15 protein-coding genes are annotated in these 18452 nt (G+C 59.6%); 5 read left to right on the forward strand and 10 right to left on the reverse strand.

The genetic code is table 11. The features are described 5' to 3' along the window. Nucleotides 1–55: 55 nt before the first annotated feature. Nucleotides 56–952: a LysR substrate-binding domain-containing protein gene (locus HBO10_RS30270; protein ID WP_054895919.1), complete on the reverse strand. Its 897-nt coding sequence runs from the start codon at nucleotides 950–952 to the stop codon at nucleotides 56–58. A 103-nt stretch (nucleotides 953–1055) separates the two neighbouring features. Here HBO10_RS30270 and HBO10_RS30275 point away from each other — a divergent pair, with 103 nt between their 5' ends. Beyond that, a complete protein-coding gene (locus HBO10_RS30275) occupies nucleotides 1056–2333 on the forward strand; it encodes a DUF2254 domain-containing protein (protein ID WP_034127368.1) in 1278 nt (425 codons plus the stop codon). Nucleotides 2334–2360: 27 nt separating this feature from the next. On the opposite strand, the gene HBO10_RS30280 is transcribed toward HBO10_RS30275, so the two are convergent. From HBO10_RS30280 to HBO10_RS30315, 8 genes are all read right to left on the reverse strand, one after another. Beyond that, a complete protein-coding gene (locus HBO10_RS30280; RefSeq protein WP_034127369.1) occupies nucleotides 2361–2942 on the reverse strand; it encodes a TetR/AcrR family transcriptional regulator in 582 nt (193 codons plus the stop codon). Then, nucleotides 2939–4579 (reverse strand): AMP-binding protein, encoded by a 1641-nt coding sequence (locus HBO10_RS30285; RefSeq protein ID WP_169922246.1) that lies wholly within the window; start codon nucleotides 4577–4579, stop codon nucleotides 2939–2941. The genes HBO10_RS30280 and HBO10_RS30285 overlap by 4 nt, the downstream gene beginning before the upstream one ends. 70 nt (nucleotides 4580–4649) lie before the next feature. After that, nucleotides 4650–5894, reverse strand: coding sequence for a GTP-binding protein (locus tag HBO10_RS30290; RefSeq protein ID WP_034127371.1), 1245 nt, complete (start codon nucleotides 5892–5894; stop codon nucleotides 4650–4652). Further along, nucleotides 5891–6547, reverse strand: a complete 657-nt coding sequence (nthB, locus tag HBO10_RS30295; protein WP_034127372.1) for a nitrile hydratase subunit beta — start codon at nucleotides 6545–6547, stop codon at nucleotides 5891–5893. Before nthB ends, HBO10_RS30290 begins: the two co-directional genes overlap by 4 nt. A 41-nt stretch (nucleotides 6548–6588) precedes the next feature. Further along, nucleotides 6589–7182, reverse strand: a complete 594-nt coding sequence (gene nthA, locus HBO10_RS30300) for a nitrile hydratase subunit alpha (RefSeq protein WP_034127373.1) — start codon at nucleotides 7180–7182, stop codon at nucleotides 6589–6591. Between the two features lie 75 nt (nucleotides 7183–7257). Beyond that, nucleotides 7258–8772, reverse strand: a complete 1515-nt coding sequence (locus HBO10_RS30305) for an amidase (RefSeq protein WP_034127374.1) — start codon at nucleotides 8770–8772, stop codon at nucleotides 7258–7260. Between the two features lie 170 nt (nucleotides 8773–8942). Further along, a complete protein-coding gene (locus tag HBO10_RS30310; RefSeq protein ID WP_034127375.1) occupies nucleotides 8943–9809 on the reverse strand; it encodes a transporter in 867 nt (288 codons plus the stop codon). Nucleotides 9810–9891: 82 nt separating this feature from the next. Next, the gene (locus HBO10_RS30315; RefSeq protein WP_034127376.1) at nucleotides 9892–10950 is read right to left on the reverse strand and encodes a phenylacetaldoxime dehydratase family protein; all 1059 of its coding nucleotides are present in this window, start codon (nucleotides 10948–10950) and stop codon (nucleotides 9892–9894) included. A 586-nt stretch (nucleotides 10951–11536) separates the two neighbouring features. Between HBO10_RS30315 and HBO10_RS30320 the strand changes: the two genes are divergently transcribed. Together HBO10_RS30320 and HBO10_RS30330 are read left to right on the forward strand one after the other, a co-directional pair. Then, nucleotides 11537–12472, forward strand: a complete 936-nt coding sequence (locus tag HBO10_RS30320) for a helix-turn-helix domain-containing protein (protein WP_034127377.1) — start codon at nucleotides 11537–11539, stop codon at nucleotides 12470–12472. Nucleotides 12473–13001: 529 nt separating this feature from the next. Beyond that, a complete protein-coding gene (locus HBO10_RS30330) occupies nucleotides 13002–13907 on the forward strand; it encodes an SEL1-like repeat protein (RefSeq protein ID WP_034127378.1) in 906 nt (301 codons plus the stop codon). Between the two features lie 186 nt (nucleotides 13908–14093). Here the strand turns inward: HBO10_RS30330 and HBO10_RS30335 are convergent, their stop codons facing one another. After that, a complete protein-coding gene (locus HBO10_RS30335; RefSeq protein ID WP_034127379.1) occupies nucleotides 14094–15008 on the reverse strand; it encodes a LysR substrate-binding domain-containing protein in 915 nt (304 codons plus the stop codon). A gap of 269 nt (nucleotides 15009–15277) precedes the next feature. Between HBO10_RS30335 and HBO10_RS30340 the strand changes: the two genes are divergently transcribed. Beyond that, complete coding sequence (locus HBO10_RS30340; protein ID WP_032891964.1) at nucleotides 15278–16300, forward strand: zinc-dependent alcohol dehydrogenase family protein; 1023 nt, start codon at nucleotides 15278–15280, stop codon at nucleotides 16298–16300. A 706-nt stretch (nucleotides 16301–17006) separates the two neighbouring features. Next, nucleotides 17007–18431 carry a hypothetical protein gene (locus HBO10_RS30345; protein WP_169922247.1) on the forward strand — a complete coding sequence of 475 codons (1425 nt, stop codon included), beginning with the start codon at nucleotides 17007–17009 and terminating at the stop codon, nucleotides 18429–18431. The last annotated feature ends 21 nt before the right edge of the window (nucleotides 18432–18452 follow it).

The following is an 18452-nucleotide window of genomic DNA, read 5'->3' on the forward strand; positions in this document are numbered from 1 at the left end:
GACAAAAGACTGTTGCTGAGGGTGCAAGGAACTTTCCCAGCAATCGGTGGGAGCATCACGGCGCCTCAAACGCGTCGCCCAGAAAGTCGATCAAGGACCGCACCGACGGCATCAGCCCACGCCTGGAGGGGAACACGGCGGTGATCACGCCTTCAGCGGGTTGCCATTCAGGCAATACGGCAATCAAGCGGCCATCGGCCAGTTCGTCTTTCACGACTACCTGCGGCAGGTTGGCGATGCCCACGCCCGCCAGTGCTGCGTTTTTCAGGGTCGACATATCATCACTCACCAGGCGTGGCGTGTGCGCGACCTGGGCCGTCGCGCCGTCTGGCCCGGTCAGGTCCCACAGGTACGCAAGCAACGGGTTGCCCCAATGGATCGTCGCCAGCCCGGCAAGGTCAGCCGGTAGCGAGGGCAGGGGAGCGTCCTGCAAAAAAGTCGCGCTCGCCACCAGTACCTGAGGACTTTTAGCCAGTACCTTCATGACCAGCTCACTGCTTTCCAGCGGCGGGAAACACAGGTTCAAGGCCATGTCATAGCCTTCGCTGATGATGTCGACCTTGCGGTTGAAGCTTTTCACGTTCAGTTCGACGCTGGCGCATTGCGCCATGAATTGGGCGAGCATCGGCGCCACCCAGTAGTTGAGCAGCGCAGTGGTGCAACTCAAGCGGATCACGCCCCGCGGCTCTGATTTGTTGAAGGCAATCACATCTTCGGCCGACTCGGCTTCGGCAATCATCGCCACGCAATGGCGGTAATAGGCCTGGCCGATATCGGTGACCTGGAACTGGCGCGTCGAACGCTGTATCAGCCGCGCCCCCAGCCTGGCTTCAAGCTGGCTGACTCTGCGGCTCAAGGTCGATTTGGGCAGGTTCAGCGCACGGCCCGCCGCCGCAAAGCCGCCGTGCTCGACCACCTTGGCGTAGAGGAAGAGTTCGTTGAGGTCGAACATGGGCAGTGTTCCATTTTTGAGATGGCCAAGATTAATTCAACTTAGCCAGTATCGACAGCCATGTACACTCCGTTCAAATCGACGCAGTCACCGAGGGCACCACATGATCGACCGTTTGCGCTGGGCAACCCATCGTCTCACCAAGCGATTGTGGTTCAGAGCCTCCTTGTTCTCGCTTCTAGGGGTCGCTACGGCACTGCTTGCCGTTGTGTTCAAAGACTTCGTTCCCGAGTCCCTGCCCACGCGCATCGGTGCAGATGCGGTGGACAAGATTCTGGGCATCATTGCGTCCAGCATGCTGGCCGTCACGACCTTTTCTTTGAGCACGATGGTCACCGCGTACGGTGCCGCAAGTAGTGGTGTGACCCCGCGAGCCACCACTTTGGTGATGGAAGACACTACGACGCAAAACGCCCTCGCTACGTTTATTGGCTCATTTCTTTTCAGCCTGGTAGGCATCATTGCCCTGAGCACCGGCGCCTACGGCGCGCAGGGTCGCGTGCTGCTGTTCGCGGTGACCATCGCCGTGGTTGTACTGGTGGTCTACACCCTGCTGCGGTGGATCGACCATTTGTCCAAGCTCGGCAGGGTAGGAGAAACCATCGACCGCGTCGAAAAAGCGGCCATGGCGGCCATCAGCCAACGCGCCCAATGGCCCTGCCTCGGCGCTGCAGCCTACCCGACCGATCACGCTCTGGCCCCCAGCGCAATGACCATCGAAAGTGAGCAGACGGGCTATGTGCAGCATATCGACGTGTTGGCCTTGGGCGCTATCGCGCAGCATGACTGCACGCATATTTACCTGGAGGTGGTGCCGGGAACCTTCGTACACGAAGGCATGCCACTGTTGCACGTGGTCAGCCTGGGCACCAGGCAAGACGATGGCACACAGGCCACCAGGGAAAAGATCCTGTCTACGCTGACCATCGGTAACCGTCGCACGTTCGAACACGATCCCCGTTTCGGGCTCTGCGTCCTCTCTGAAATCGCTTCGCGCGCGTTGTCACCTGCCGTCAACGATCCAGGTACCGCTATTGATGTGATTGGCCGGGGAGTGAGAACGTTGACATGCTGGGGTAAGCCCGGCGGGTCTGGCCGGCAGACAGATCAGCAGTGTGAGCAGGTATTTGTTCGAGGGCTGAACGTCGATGATCTGTTTGAGGATTTCTTCGCCCCGATCAGCAGAGACGGTGCAGGTGTGTTCGAAGTGGATGCTCGCCTGTTGAAAGCCCTTATCAGCCTTGCCGAAATAAACCCTGTTCTGTTCAAAACGGCGTGCCTTAGGCAGGCGGACCAACTCATCACACGCGCGCATGCAACACTGACACTGCAGCATGAGAAGGAGCGACTAAGCGCCTTGGCCAAGGCGATAGGCGTGTAGGAGGCTACTGGGCCTGCGCAGCGGCACTCAAGGTAGGGAATTAATGGCCTTTATGACCGCATCGGCGATGGTCTTTGTAATAAGCCGACGCTGACAGTTATCAATCGTCGGGCTCAGCCATGTGGGCAGGCTGTTCAGTACGGGCAAAATCGCCGTGAGCGCTCCCTCACGCAACGGCCCGCCGGGCTGATGGCCCTGCTGGCCGATCACCTTCATGAGTTGCGACTCATAGGCTCGCCTCAATCGCTCAACGCTCGCCTGCATCGGAGCGCCCAGGCAATTGGCGTCCATGACCGCTAACTTGAAGTGCCCGGTCATCTGTTCATGCAATTGAAGATGGCCTTCGATCAGTGTTGTCAGACGTTGTGCCGGCGTCAATCTACGGGTGTTGATCCGGTCGACGTGCGACAAGAGCGCCTGATACAGCTCTATCAGCCACTCATACAACATGGCTTCCTTGCTCTCTACATGGTGATAAATTGCTCCCGGGCTGATGCCAACATGCGCTGCCAATTCGCGCATGCTGACCTGGCTGAAACTACGCTCCTTGAACAGCTCCAGGGCTCTGCGCTGAAACTCCGAGCGGCTGAGCGCGAGAGCCGTCCTCATGTGTCGAGTGCCTGCTGCTTGGCAATTTCCTGGTTGCGCAGTATGAACCGCTGCAACTTACCACTGGGGGTCTTGGGCAGTTGCTCGACGAACTCGATTTCCCGTGGGTACGCATGCGCAGCCAGGCGCTGTCGGACATGCAGGCGCAAGACTTCTGCCAACTCGACACTGGGCAGGTACTCACGATTGAGCACGACAAACGCCTTGATCAGTTCGGTGCGTTGCGGGTCGGGCTTGCCGATCACCGCGGTTTCGACGACTGTCGGATGTTCGACGAGCGCGCTCTCCACATCGAAAGGCCCCACGCGGTAGCCGGACGTGGTGATCACATCGTCGTTACGGCCGACAAAGCTAATACTGGCGTCTTCATTGAGCTCCACGATATCGCCGCTCAAGTAGTAACGGCCCACAAACGCCTTGGTGGGCATGTGAAGGTAGCCATTGAACCAGCACAGGGGCGAGCGCTCGCGATCCACCGCCAGTACGCCCGGCTGGCCTGTCGGCAACTCCCTGTGCGCATCGTCCAGCACGACAATCCGGTACCCCGGCACCGCATAACCGGCAGAACCCTCGCGGACCCGATGGCGTAACCCATGGTGATTGCACAGCACCATGCCGATTTCGGTTTGGCCGTAATGATCGTGAATGACCACGCCTAGCTGTTCGGCGAACCAACGGATGACTTGTGGGTTGAGCGGTTCGCCGGCGCTGCTGACGACACGCAGTTGGCCACGTACGGCGTCGGCGAACTCGGCCCCGGCGTCAATCAGCAGGCGAAAGGCCGTAGGCGAGCCGGCCAGGTTGCTGATCCCGTACTTGGCGATAATCCGGCTGGCGCTTTGCGTGGTGAAAGGGCCGTCATGGAACAGCGTGGCCCGGCCGCACGCCAGTGGCCCGGTCACTGCGTAATACAAGCCATAGGCCCAGCCGGGGTCGGCGAGGTTCCAGAAACGGTCGTCTTCGCGCAGGTCGATTGAATCGCGCATATAACTTTTGAAGGCAAGGATGGCGCTCAAAGGCACCTCCAGCGGCTTGGCCGGCCCTGTGGTGCCCGAGGTGCACATCAGCAGGAACGGCGCACGGGCGTCCAGCAGCTCAGGTGTGCAGTCGGGTTGTTGATGTTCCAGCACATCCCAAAACGCGTAGTCGCTGGGACGCCGTGAGGTGGCGTCGGTCACGATGACGTGGGGGCAGTCGAAGAGCTCGTCCAGCTTGGGACGATTGTGGGCGTCGGTCACGATCCAGCGCGCGTTGGAACAGTCCAGTCGCTGTTCAATGGCCTTGGGGCCGAACGCGGTAAAGAGCGGTTGGTAGACCGCCCCGATGCGCCAGGTTCCCAAGATGGCAATCACCAGTTCAACCGTGCGTGGCATCAGGCCGGCAACCCGATCCCCCGGCTGCACGCCATGGGCTCGCAGGAAGTTGCCGAAGCGCGCCGCGTGCGCCTGCAGTTCGCTGAAGGTGTGCTGCGTGGCGTGGCCATCGCGCGTTTCACAATACAACGCCACGCCATTGCCATGGGCATGCCGGTCGCAGCATTCAATGCAGGCATTCAAGGCGCCGGGTTCGCCGTGCAAGTCCCGGGCAGCCAGCTGTAGATAATCGAAGGATGAGACTGCTGAGTCGTAATCGTGCATAACGTACCTGGTTATTATTGTTGGAATATGTGCTTTGCCCACGCAGGCTGCGCGGCCACCTCTACCTCGGTCAAATGGGGTCAGCCTGCAAGGACGGCGTCGGCGCCGATAAGGCCAGGGAGTCAAACGTTGTCGCCCCCGGCAGGGCTTGCCAGGCCGAGGGGCCAGCGGCGATTTCCTGAGCGCTCAGCAGGCAATTGTCGAGTGCGCGCTGCAGTGCCTGGGTGTCCAGGCCCTGGCCGATAAAGACCAGCTCTTGCCGGCAATCGCCGACAATGCTGTCCCACTTGGCCATGATGTTCTGCAACCGATATTCATCCAGCGGCCATTGCGCCTGCTCGATGAAGTTCCACCAGTGCCCGACGTAGTCCCACTGGAATTGCCTGCCGCTTTGCACCAGCAGGCCGGTTTCCAAGTGCCTGCTGGCGAGCCAGAAGTAACCTTTGCTGCGTAACAGTCGCCCGTTTCGCCAGGGCTGCTGGAGAAAATCGAGTAATCGCTGTGGGTGAAAGGGGGCACGCTCGCGGTACACCCAGGAGGTCACGCCATAGGTGTCCGATTCAGAGGCCGGTGCGTCGTCGGCCTGCATTTTTTTCATCCAGCCGGGCGAGGCCACAAGGCTGGGCAAATCAAACAGGTGAGTACCGAGGATGGCGGATAACTCCACGTTACCCTGAGTCATCGGTATGATCCGCGCGCTCGGGTTAAGGCCGGCAAGAATCGCATGCACGGCCTGGTAGCCGGGCTCGTCGATCAGGTCCAGTTTGTTGACGAGAATGACGTTGGCGTATTCCACTTGCTCGATCAGCAGGTCGGTCAGGTGGCGCGTGGGTGCGTCGTCGCGGTCCACGATGCCCGGCGATTCGAGCAATGCCTCAAACCGACTGCCATCGACCACCGTCACCAAAGTATCGAGCCGCGCCAGTTCGCTTAGGCTGAAGCCCTGCGCGTCGAGGAAGGCGAACGTCTCGGCAACCGGCATCGGCTCGGAAATCCCCGTGGACTCGATCAGCAAGTAGTCGAAACGTTGCTGGCGTGCCAGGGCGCTGATCTGCTCGAGCAAATCGGCGCGCAGCGTGCAGCAGATGCAGCCATTGCTCATCTCGATCAACTCATCGCGGCCCCGGTGCAGCGCTACGTCGCGCCGCACCTGCTCGGCATCGATGTTGACCTCGCTCATATCATTGACGATGACCGCTACGCGCAGGCCGTCGCGATTGCGCAGGATATGGTTGAGGAGGGTGGTTTTGCCGGCGCCGAGGAAGCCGGAAAGCACCGTCACCGGCAGTCGGCCTGCCAAGGCACCGTCCATCATGCGTTCACCGTGCCCTCGGCGTGGTCCAGGTAGCTTTCGAACAGGTCGACCACCACGAACCCCTCATCTGCTGCGTCGCCCCAGAGATCTTTCACGCGAAACTCGACGTGGTAGGTCGGCTGATGCGCCGCGCTCAGATCGCCGTGGCCGATAGCGTCAGGGAAGGGCCACTTTTGCGCGGTGCGGTGCACAACCACGCCTTCTTTGCCGCGCACGTAGGCCGGCATGCGGGTATGCCCGGCCACATACTCGTTGCGCACCACCACCCGGTCGCCCACTTCAAAGGGCGGGCGGCCGCTGATGGCCGGGCGCCCGCTGGCATGCGCGGGGTTCGCCAGCTTGAAGTGCGAACCCAGGGCCTGGTCGAGTTCCGCCTGGGTGATCACACCGGTTTCGACCAACAGGGTGGCGGTCGCGATGACATAGCGTTCGTAGTATTGGGTGCCGACATGTTGGCGCACGTCGAGGCGCTCCACGGCATGGCGAACTTCGTCCACGCTGAACTTTTTCAAGTGATCGGCACCGACAAACATCAGGCTGTAGGCCAGGTGTTCCCAGTCCTGTTTGAACACGGGTTGGTAGCTCAGGCTGTTGATGGTGTGAGGGATTTTGCCAAAGCCTTGAAACCCACCGAGATCGTGAAAGCCATCCATTGTGAATACCTCTGAAAAATGCAAAAAACAAAGGGCACCGGTTACGCCACGTAAGGCAGCGCCACGCCGATAAGGACATCCTTGGTGATTAGTTTTCGCAGGGCCTCTTCATCCATGGATTCGCTGCCCTTGGGCCGTACAGGCAGCACCAGATAGCGGGTTTCGGCGCTGGTGTCCCACACCTTGACGATGACGTCGGCCGGCAGCTCGGTGCCCAGCTCCCGCAGGACGGTGCGCCCTTCGCGCACCAGTCGGGCGCGGAACTCGAAGCCCTTGTACCACTCCGGCGGCAAACCCAGGACAGGCCAGTTGGTGCAGGAGCACAGGCTGCACACAATCACGTTTTTCACGCTGGGCGTGTCTGGCAGCGCAACAATGTATTCACCCTGCGGGCCGGTATAGCCAAATTGGGCGCACGCCGCGGTGCCGTCTTTGAGCAGCAGTTCGCGAAACTGCGGGTCCACCCAGGCTTTGGCGACCACTTGAGCCCCGTTCTCCGGGCTCCATTGGTGTGCCATCAGCTGTGTCATGTGGTCGATGTAACCGTCGGGGATCAGATCCTTCTGTTTGAGCACTTGCAGTAGCGCTTGCGCGCGTTCTCCCGGTGTTGATGTGGTTGCTTCATGTGCGCTCATAAGTTGACTCCTCATCGTTGAGCTTCTGGGCAGCGCCTGGCGGCTTGTTCTTTTTGCGCTGCCCGGGTTTACCGGCTAACAGTTTTTCCAGTCAACCGACGCCTCGAACGCTGCGCCAGCCTGGTAAATCGTGCCTTCGGCATAGTGCTTGCTGACCAGCATCATCCCGACAGGTAAACCGTCTACCAGACCACAGGGAATCGACATGGCCGGATGCCCGGTGATGTCCTGGGCAGAGGCATTGCCGATCATTTCCAGTGCACGGGCCACGTACTCGGTAATCGAGCAACCCGGCTGCGGGTGGGGTTGGGCGATGATCGGGACGGTGGGCATCACCAGCAGGTCATACCGCGCCAACGCGGCGTCATACCCGGCACGTGCCACGCGCCTGAGGTTTTGTGCCTTGGCGTAGAAACGTCCGTTGTAGCGTTCCAGACCGTATTGCCCGACGAACATGCACAGCTTGAGAGAGGCGGACAGGTCATTGGCCTGATCGCGCCATCCGGCTTGCTGGTCCAGCAACCCGAGGTCATACAGCCCTTGCCAGTTAAAACCGGCCCCATTGCCGTGCATCATCTGCATCATCAAGCCTTCACAGCCGATGGGGTGCCATAGCGAACCGGCAATGCTGTGCTCAGGCACCGACACCTCCTCGACCTGCGCGCCCAGCCGCGAAAACGCTGCAATGGCTTGACGTACGCAAGAGGCCACACGTGGGTCCTGGTTGGCCAGTTCAAAACCTTCGCGCAGGATGCCGATCCTCAGCCCGCTGACACCGCGTTCCAGGTAATCGCTGTAAGCGTCGACCTGCGGCGCGGCTTGTCGCGGATCGAGCCCATCGGCGCCGGCCATGACTTCCAGCATCAAGGCGTTGTCGCGCACGTTTGCGGTAATGGGGCCGGCGTGATCGATAGTCGCTTCGATGGCCATGATGCCGGTGTAGGGCACCAGTCCGTGGGTCGGCTTCATGCCGTAAGTGCCGCAGAAGGCGGAAGGGATGCGGATTGACCCGCCCTGGTCACCGCCGACTGCCAGGTCGACCTCGCCGGCGGCAACCAGTGCTGCGCTGCCGGAAGACGAGCCTCCCGAGGCAAAGCCCTGGCGAAAGGGGTTGTGCACCGGTGCAGGATCGGAGGTGTGGCTGCCGCCGGACAGGCAGTAGTGTTCGCACGTTGCCTTGCCGAGGATGGTCGCGCCGGCATCCAGCAAGCGCGTGACAACCGTGGCATCGAAGGCGGGAACGAAGCCTTCAAGCGGCTTGGCACCATTCATCATGGGGACACCAGCCAGTGAAATATTGTCCTTGAGGGCGACCGTTTTACCCGCCAGCTTGCCTTCGCGCGCACCGTTGACTTCGGTGCGGAAGTACCAGGCGTTGAGTGGGTTGTGTGCGGCCGAGGGACGATAGCCCGAGCTGCGTTCATAACGGACCGGCGGGATGAAGTCCGGCAGCTCGTCAACCAGGTCATATGCGTCGAAGCTTGCCTGCATAAGCGCCAGGTATTCATCGGCTTGCTTTGCACTGAGTTGCATGTGCAGGCTGCTCGAAATATCCAATAGCTGTTCAAGGGTGGGGCGAGCGATTGCCATGGTTGGGCTGTCCTTATCGTAAGTGGCCGAAGAGCACTGCGTGCTCAATATCAGCGAGCCTGGGGCTCAAGATAGTCCGCGCATCCAGCCGGCGGCTTGGTTGAGAAAGACATCGACTTGGTTGAGCCGGACACCCAGGCGCCAAGGGCGCGCGGTCGCAGTTTCTGGCGTTAAAAAATGTGCGCGTAGCGCAGGTTCATGCGGAAGTCTTCGCGGGTGCCGTTGTCCACCGAGAGGTCTTTGCCCAATTGCAGTTGCACTTGGTCGGTGGGGCTGACGAACTTGGTGGCCGTGAGACGCAAGTTGGTGGTGCCTAGTTCGTTGTCCTGATTGACATGCTCGACGTTTGTCTCGCCACCCCAGGTACGCCCCAAGCCAATACCAAAGGTGGTGGTGGCGTCCGGCATGTAACGCCCCATGATCTGCGCTGCGTAGGACACGTCCTGCTTCATGCGGTCGGCATTTGCACCGTAATCCGTATTGTCGCCATACCAGGTCGCGCCGCCGACCAGGTCCATCGCCCATTTCTCTGTGAAGTGCTTGACGTAGGCGCTCTGCAGTTCGAATTTCCAGCGGTTCTCCCCTAGGTTAAGCGCGTCGTCCTTGTCATACGTCCCCGAAGGCACATACACATAGGGGGCGATACTGAGGGTGTCGCGGGCTTCGTTGAACCGCCATTTCACCGGCGCGGTGAGGATCAAGTCGCCCACGCCTCGAGTACTGCCCAGTGCTGAGGCGTCACCTGCGCCGGAGACGTGCCCGAAAGGCAAGAGGAATTGCGGGTCGATAGTGACTGTGTCGCTGAGCGCATACACATGGAGCAGACGCAGGATGCCAACGTCGGAGCTCACCCTGAAGTCAGAGCTGACCTTGTGTCCGTTGGCGTAAGCCGAGTTCGTAGTGGCGTGCTGATAATAAATCGCACCGATAGTGGCGCCGACCGGATATTGCTCGTAATCGCCAGGCGCGACTTCACCCGCGTTGGCGTGGAGGGCGGGCAACAGGGTTGAGAGAGTCAGCAGGTGGATCTTGTTCATTGTTTATTCCTCGCACAGGGGACCGGGCCACCCGTGAAGGGTGGCAGGCGGTAGAAGCCGGGTTGTTAAACGCCGCGGGCGCTCAGGCTGTGGGCGGCAAGGCGTCGCGCAACATGCCGGTTTGCGAGTGACAGTTGATGTACTCGAAGACCTGGCTCTTGGCGTCGGACACGGACACCTCGTGGTACAGCCTCAACTTCGTCAAACCCGCGGCCACGCGAAAGAACGTCACGAAAATACGCAGGTGGGTAGGGTGGGATTCAGCCCAGCGTTCGAGTTTCTCCACCGAGCGCCAGTGACCGATGTTGTAGCTCAGGTCGAGAACGTTGCCGTCCAGGTCAATATTGCGCACGAACCTGTTGCTGTAGCAGCCCAGCGGCTGACCGTTGTCACGCAGGAAGTCCATGCCGTCCTGCAACGTCGGTAAAATTTCGTCGAGGTAGAGGGAGCGCTCGTCTGCCTCGGCATCCGCCCAGTCCTGGCCTGAACGAATCAGTGTGAGGTTGTCGTGCCCCAGCACCACGACGCGTCCGCCCTTGGCGGGGTCGCCCGCGACCACTTGCAGCTCGCTCGTGGGCTTCATCCAGTCGGTCTGGGAGATCGGGAAACGGTCGCGCATCGAGCCCCAATAGCCGTGCTCTTCGATCTCGCCACTGGTGGCATCCATGACTGCGCCGACACCGGGCAGGTTTTCCTGGAAGGCGTATAGCGTCTCGAACTGCTCGGCGCGTGGCGCGGTGATTTCGCGGAAGTAACCCAGGCCTTCACCCAGGCGATCCGGTGAACTCCACCAGTCATTCACCTGGGGTGAGCGCAACCAGCGGCAATGGGCGGCAGGGTCTTTCCAGTACCCGACCACAATCAGATTATCAAAGCCGCTGCTGTCGGTGTGCTGGGTCAAATCGTAGTTCTGCGGGCCCTCTGCCAGGCTGAAACTGCCGACGATGTGGCGCATAGCCTGCAAGGCCGCCTCGCGCTGGGCATCTCCTTGATATTGCACGCCCAGATAAGCCATCACCACTTGTTGCAGTTGCTCATCGGCGCGCGCCACCCACATCGGGAACGGCGGTTGATACTCTTCGGGTACACGGCGGGACAGGGTGCGTGGGCATTTCAGATGTGTGTCGATTGCAGATTCCATCTTGAGCTCCTCGTTATCTTCGTTCAGGCCTACGGGTGGGCGTCATCGCGTCGGCGGCAGGGGGCGCTTGGCGACCTGCCGTCGGTGCAGTAGCTGCATGGCCCCCCATTCAATCAACCAATAAGCCGACTCCTCAGGCGCGAGGTCGCGCCGTTGCAGAAGCCAGGAGGAATCAGCCAGTCGTGGTGCAGAGTGTCGATGCATGGCGTGCCTCATCAGCGGGGTATGAGCTGCTGCGAGGTGGAAATTAGGCCGGCAGAGAAGGCCGCGCTTTGTTAGGCGAGACAACCGCTTGGTTGGCAAAGACAGTCCTGCTACGGAGGTTCACCTGTGGTCTGCGCTGGTGCACACGGGCTGATGGCGTGATGTGATGTGCCCTTAAACGGGCATAGGCGCGAGACCTGTGGCGAGGGAGCTTGCTCCCGTGACGGCCTGACAGCCGCCTCCCTCTATCTGACACCCGTCGGTGCAAATGTGGAAGCTGGCTTGCCACTGCATTTGGCGTGTTAATTGCTTCGATGGCTGACAATCGGCCGCACGTTACAACTTCTCGAGCGCCTATTGCATCGTTGTCGAGGTCAGCGTCATGAACCCGAACACTCAGTATTCGACCCTTGCCGTCCCTGCAACACGTCGGTTTGATTATTGGAAAGAAGTGGTCTGTCGTCATTGCCTGGCGGCCGATAGCAAACCCTTGTCCCAGAGCCGCTTTGATGGCTCGCTCACCCTTAATTCAGTCGGCGCGCTGGACATCTGTACGCTGTCTTCGCCGCTGCATTACTGGGAGCGTTCCGAGCAGCACCTGCGCAGCGGTCCGGCCGAAGATTTATGGTTGGGTTTCGCTCGAAAGGGCCATGGGCAAATCGAACAAGGCTCAAGAAAAGCCAACCTGGCGACGGGCAACTTGTTTCTTTATGACGCAACCCAGGCGTTTCGCTTCAGCCTGGGTGGTACCGAAAACCACTTGATCCGTATTCCCAGAGCGTTGCTCACCGAACGCCTGCCGCGTATTGCCGAGTACACCGCGATGGTCCTCGACGACCGGCGCCCAGGCGTCGTGCCCTTGCGTGAAATGCTGTACCAGGCCGCGAGCACGCCTGCGTCGCTGCAGGATGAGCGCATCTCGAATCGTTACTCAAGTGCTGTGCTTGATCTGCTTGTAATCAGCCTGGAACTCCAGGACCTGAAAACCAGCCATCAGGAAATGGACCTCTACGGCCGCATCATGCAGTACATCCAACGCCACCTGACCGAGCCGGACCTGTCGATTGAAGCCATCGCCAAAGCCCACAATGTGTCCACCCGCACCGTTACTCGGGCCTTCGCACGCTACCAGAAAACCCCCGTTGCAGAGATCTGGAAAGAGCGCTTGAATGCCAGCCGAGAAGCAATCGAGCGTGGCCAGGTACGCAGTGTGTCCGAAGCGGCGCTGGACTTTGGGTTTTCTGATTTCTCGCATTTCAGCCATGCCTTTCGCAAGGCGTTTGGCGTGGCACCGAATACGCTTTTACGCCGCGATTGAATTGCAAGAAGGAGCGCTTGTGCCGGGTAGCGAGCCTCTGAAAAGCCAGGAATGAAAGAGGCTATCCGGATCCCCGCAAAGCATTTTGATTGGGCTCCAGGACAATGTTTTCAGGTCGATAACGCTTTTGTTTGCCCTCATTCGCATCGAGTGTGCGATTGATCGCCAATGGCGATTTCCGAAGGACTCCAGTCTGGCAGGCGCTGGTACTCAGTGTTTTTCTCTCGCAGGGATCGTTTTTGTGGTTTGGCCGAGATTCTTGATCTTATCGGTCAGCATCATTCGTTCAGTGCAGCACCGAGTGCAGCCAGCGCTACGGCATTGCGATTCGATATAGCGGGACGAGGTTGCTTCGGCGTGATCGCCACCGTGAGCGCCCCTTCTACGGCAGCTGTAACCGCGTGCGCCTGAGTGCCAGTGGGTGGTTGCACGGGTGTCTTTCCTCCAGCAAAAGCCACTATTTGGGCGATAACCTCTGCTCAAAGGCTGGCATAATGCCTTGCTTTTACCGCAAGGACGCACGGACGCCATGTTAAAACCAGCCTACCTTCTTTTGTTTTTCTTCACCCTCGCGGGCTGTCAAAGCCTGCTTCGACCTGCTGATTACGATTCCCTCCACGTTGGCTTTCGCTGCATGGGCCTTGCTGGTATAGAGCCCTTCAACCGAGACAACTTGCGTTATATCGAACGCTTCGCCGGTTACGGCAACGCCACCTGCATGGCCATGCTGGGCAAGCTGTATCAGGAAGGCGGGCACGGCGTCGATCAGGATTTTCGCAAGGCCCGTGCCTTGTTCGTAGAGTCCGCCAAGATTAAACCGGCCACCAATGTGCTGCTGGGTCAGATGGCCGAACGCGGCGAGGGTGAACCCGTGGACTATGCCAAGGCGCGCCAGTTCTATCGCCTGTCTGGCAACAATGCCGTGCTGGCGCTGGGGCGTTTAATGGAGGAAGGCAAGGGTGGCCCGCAGGATTTGCCGGGCGCCTTGGCACTCTATCTTGACGCAATCCGTTACTGTGGCGACGAAGAGTGGCAAGCCATGAATCGTCTGCGTCTGGCAGGACAACCGCTGACTGAAGACCAAATAAAACGTTATCAGCAAATCTGGCTGACGAGTTTTCTCAAGCTGCAGACTCGGCGGCTGGCTGTCCGGGAAGTGTTTGAAGCGGTCAATGCCACGGGCGAGAAGAAGAGCGTGCGGCTGTCCTATCGCTTCACGTCAGACAGCGGTACGCCGAAAGTAACGATGCTCACAGGTTCGGGCGACGCGAATGTCGACGCATGGGTCATGAAGGCCGCGTCGCAAATCACAATGGGTAACGCCGCGCCGCTGACCGACAGTTCGGGCGTGCGGGAGATCGTGGCGCCGCTGGTCTTCGTGCCTCAAGACACCCAGCGCATGATGGGGTTGTGCGGGAGAAAGCCCTGCGGTTGACGGGTTTCTCGCGATTTGTAGCGCTCATGAATATCTGCACGCTGAGAGTCCAATATGGAGAAGGCCAGGATGCGGTCAACTGCTTCCAAGAGGTCTCGGTGCACCGCGTCGTCGAATGGAGTGGATGAGTTTCCCAGGGATGAGAAGGGGCAGAAATGATCAGCTAAACAGCCTGCCACATGGTCCCTATAAACTTTCCGGATCGCCAAAAAACATCTGAATTCGCGACCTCAACCACCGCTCCCCCGGATCATTATCCTGCGAACCTCGCCACGCCATGTGCAGCTCAAACGAGCGCACCGGCAACGGCGGATCCTCGGCACGCAAACCACCCGCCGAGGTCAGCGCTTCCGCCGCATAATCCGGCACGGTGGCCAGAATGTCCGTACCCGCCAGCAACGTACCCAAGCCATTGAACTGTGGCACCGCGAGCACTACGTGGCGCTTGCGGCCGAGTTTTTCCAGCTCTTCATCGATAAACCCGCTCAAGTCGCCGGCAAAGGACACGAGCGCGTGGGGCCGTGAGCAGAAGTCATCCAGGCTCAGCGAGCCCGGTACGCTGTCGGCGCGCAGCAGTTTGGGCAGGCTGCGGCGCAGTACCTTGCGCTTGGCGTTGGCGGGCAGGTCGGCGGTGTAGCTGACGCCAATGGAGATTTCACCGGAGGCGAGCAGGCCGGGCATCAGGATGTAGTTGACGCGGCGTACTACCAGCACGATGCCGGGGGCTTCGGAGCGCAGGCGTTTGAGCAACTGCGGGAGCAAGGCGAACTCGACGTCGTCGGACAGGCCAATGCGAAACACGGCGGTGCTGGTAGCCGGGTCGAATTCGGCGGCGCGGCTGACGGCGGTGGAGATTGAGTCCAGCGCCGGGGAGAGCAGGGCGAAGATTTCCACGGCGCGGGCCGAGGGCTCCATGCTGCGCCCGGTGCGCACGAACAGGGGATCATCGAACAGCCCGCGCAGGCGCGACAACGCCGCGCTGATGGCCGGCTGGCCGAGGAACAATTTCTCGGCGGCGCGGGTCACACTGCGCTCATGCATCAAGGTTTCGAATACGATCAAGAGGTTAAGGTCGACACGACGCAGGTCGTTACGGTTCATCTTGTGTCCTGGAAGAGTCAGCAAACTTGATGTGAGCGGTCACGTAGCAACCCCCTGAGGTTCGATTCAGAAGGATGACCGGCATGAATCTTACGGGGAAAGGCTGGTACTCTGCACCGGCTAATTGATTTTTCCTACGATAGTTGAGGTGTGTTCCTCGCTCGCGGAATCAATGACAGGCATGTCGACTATTAATGGTGACCGGTGGTCTTACCCCCAAAGCCCAGATAAAGTTCATGGCATTAGAGGTTACTTTGACGAGGTTTGCGATGTCCCGCACGATCCGTTTTCACAAGTTTGGTCCGGCCGAGGTGCTCAAATGCGAAGAGCATGCGGCCGCGCAGCCCGCACCGGGCGAAGTGCAGGTGCGTGTCGACGCGATCGGCATCAGTTGGTACGACATTCTGTGGCGCCAGAACCTGGCGTCTTCTCATGCACGCCTGCCTTCTGGCTTGGGCCATGAGATGGCCGGGGTTGTGGTTGCCCTCGGCGACGGCGTGGATGACTTGGCAGTGGGCGATAAAGTCGCCAGTTTTCCGGCCGAGAGCCCCAATGATTACCCGGTGTATGGCGAGCAAATCGTCTTGCCCCGTTCGGCCCTGACCCGGTACCCGGATGTCTTGAGCCCGATTGAAGCCAGCGTGCATTACACGCCGTTGCTCATCGCGTACTTTGCGTATATGGACCTGGCGCGGGTCAAACCGGGCCAGTTTGCCCTGGTGACCGACGCCAGCCACTGTGCCGGCCCTTCGTTTGTGCAACTGGGCAAAGCCCTGGGTGTGCGGGTGATTGCTGCCACCAAAGACAGTGCTGAACGTGAATACCTGCTGTCCCTCGGGGCGGAAAAGGTCATCGTTACCGAAGAACAGGACCTGCTGATGCAGATCAACAAGTTCACGGACAACCGTGGCGTCGACGTGGTGTTCGATGGCCTGGGTGGCCCGCAGATGTCGCTGCTCGGTGACGTCCTCGCGCCGCGTGGCAGCCTGGTGCTGTATGGCCTGCAAGGTGGCAACCAGACGCCGTTCCCGGCCTGTGCGGCGTTCCAGAAGAACATTCAGTTCTTTGTGCACTGTATCGGCAACTTCACCGGCAAGCCGGAGCTGGGCATTATCCAGGACCAGGTGGCGTTGCAGCGTGCGTTGCGCGATATCAACCAGCTGACAGCCGACCGTGTGCTTGTCCCACTGAAAACCACGGTATTTCCGTTCAGTCAGTTCGTCGAAGCGCACCGATACATGGATGAATGCCCTTGCCGCGAACGGGTGGCGTTGCAGGTTGAAGCTGTTTGAGCTGTAGGAGTATTCGCAAATGAATACTCCGGCGCCTGAGCTGATGAGGCAAATGCGCCATTTGACAGGGCTTAACCCGCACCGGGGTTGAGCCGCCGCACGGGCGCTGCGCCCCGTAAACAATACCGTTATTGCCCTACGCCGCCCTGAAATCCAGTGCGGCGCTGTTGTGTGGGCGTCATTTAAGTTGGGTTGGCAGGCCATCTGAACTGCTTTTCGACGCTGTTCTGTATCTGTTAATCATTGTTTGAGTGCCGATAATTGAGCCTTCTTTGTCATCTCAAGGATTGAGCCATGATTGAATGCCGGGCATTAACATCTCGCGCTTGCGGAACTAACGAAGGTCTGATTTTTTTTTCGAAAAGTACAAAGTGTGCACCCCGTCGTTTTGCAAGAAGCCAGGATGAGTGGATGATTAATATTTGTCGGATGCTTCTCTAATTTCTTAGTTAAAGCAGTGTAGGACGTTGTCAGAGCCTTCCTAAGGCTGGCGGTCTTTGGCGCTGTAAGGCGCGCAGCTACGTGGTTCACGTCCTGGGATAGTCCTCGACTGTTCTTTTGGTTGTACCTGCACTTTTGTTGCAGAGTGCTAATGTTGAATCCATGTCGTGCTGCGCAACGGATGACAAGCCTACAAGTGTAATAGGTCGAGCGCTCCTGTGTGGTAGTTGCTCGAAACTAATATTTCAACTCAGGTAGTAGAACGATGAGCACTATTCACGAACAAGCCATGAGCTATGTTTACCAGCAAGTTTTGCAACGTTTAGTGGGGCACTTTACCCGTGCTGAACGTACGGTGCTTCAATTGCTGATCCAGCGAATCGTGGTGGCCGCCGGTGGCATGGAGCAAGTGGGGAATTACAAAGTACTGATCGGGCACGGCGGCGGCGCAGTCAGCAGCTACACCTTGGCGATGCTGCGCGCTGCGCAACTGACCATTGCTGGGCGCGCACCCAAGACTTTTCATTTGCGCGTGGCCACGTTGCGGCACGCGGGTATGACTCAGGCCACGCTCGATTCGCTGCACCACGGCTACGGCGCGCTATTTTTCCACGATGACCCACGGGTGGAACTGTTGATGGTGGAAAACCAGGAAGTGCTGCCCTTCAATCATCAACGGCCTGCGGCCAGTGCCGGGCGTGAAGTGAGCCGGCGCAACAAGCTGATGATCGGGCACCTGACGTCCGGCGACATTCGCGCCACCCTGTGCAACGACACTTTTTTGGCCCTCGGCGATTTCTACCAGCGGGTCGCCACCTGGAGCGGCGGTGTGCATGCTCTGGTCAGCGGCGACTCGGTGCGCAAGCAAAGCCAATATATCGCGTGGCTGAAAAAAAGCGCCTTGGCAACCGGCCTGACATTCGCACCTGGTAACCCATCGTCGCTCAGTGCATGGTTTGCACGCATGGAGGAATGGAGTGTCGGTTGCTACCGCCACCTGTATGGCGAGCACTACGCAGGCGCTGAGAGTCCTGGCCGGGGCGGGCACCGTCATGTGGCATATATCGGCATTGCCGACCTGCTTGACGACGTGGACGTTGCCCACGCGCCACTGCTCACTCAATTCCTCGCCCACAAGCGGGACCCATTCGAGTTCCACTTCAGCCATCCTGCTTACCCCAACCCTTTGCTCATTGCGCATTTGCATGGGTTGCAGGCCCAGTGCCTGCGCGAACTCTCCTACGAACATGGCGTCGAAGGGTTCCTGCGTCAGGCGGCGGACTACCTGCATCGAAGACAGGTGCCTGTTGCGTTGATCACCGAAGCGTGTGCTCTGCAGGGCCAGCTATTGGCTACAGCTTGTGCTCAGGCGTTCTCTGGCCTGGACGAAAGCCAATTGACCTGCCTGGTGTTCGCGCCCTTCGTCCAGCATGGCGAACGTCTGGAGGGTTACCTGCGTCAATGCCATCCCGGCATGCTGGTAGCGCTCCCCGAGCTCCACAAGGCCCTGCAGGGCAAGCCCGTCGCGGACATGCTGCACCAGTGGCTGACGGATATCAGTGGGTTGTCGCTGCCGTTGTTGCAGCATCTGTACCGCAAATGCCCGCTGCCGGGCAAACGCAGTGCGCGTGTATGTGAACCTCGTTTCAAGCGGTCCAAGGCTCGTATCACTCAAATGTCGGGACGCTAGTCGCGTGTATTCACCTATGGA

Origin of the sequence: Pseudomonas sp. WS 5503 (genome assembly GCF_012985385.1) — a bacterium.
Taxonomy (GTDB): domain Bacteria; phylum Pseudomonadota; class Gammaproteobacteria; order Pseudomonadales; family Pseudomonadaceae; genus Aquipseudomonas; species Aquipseudomonas paracarnis.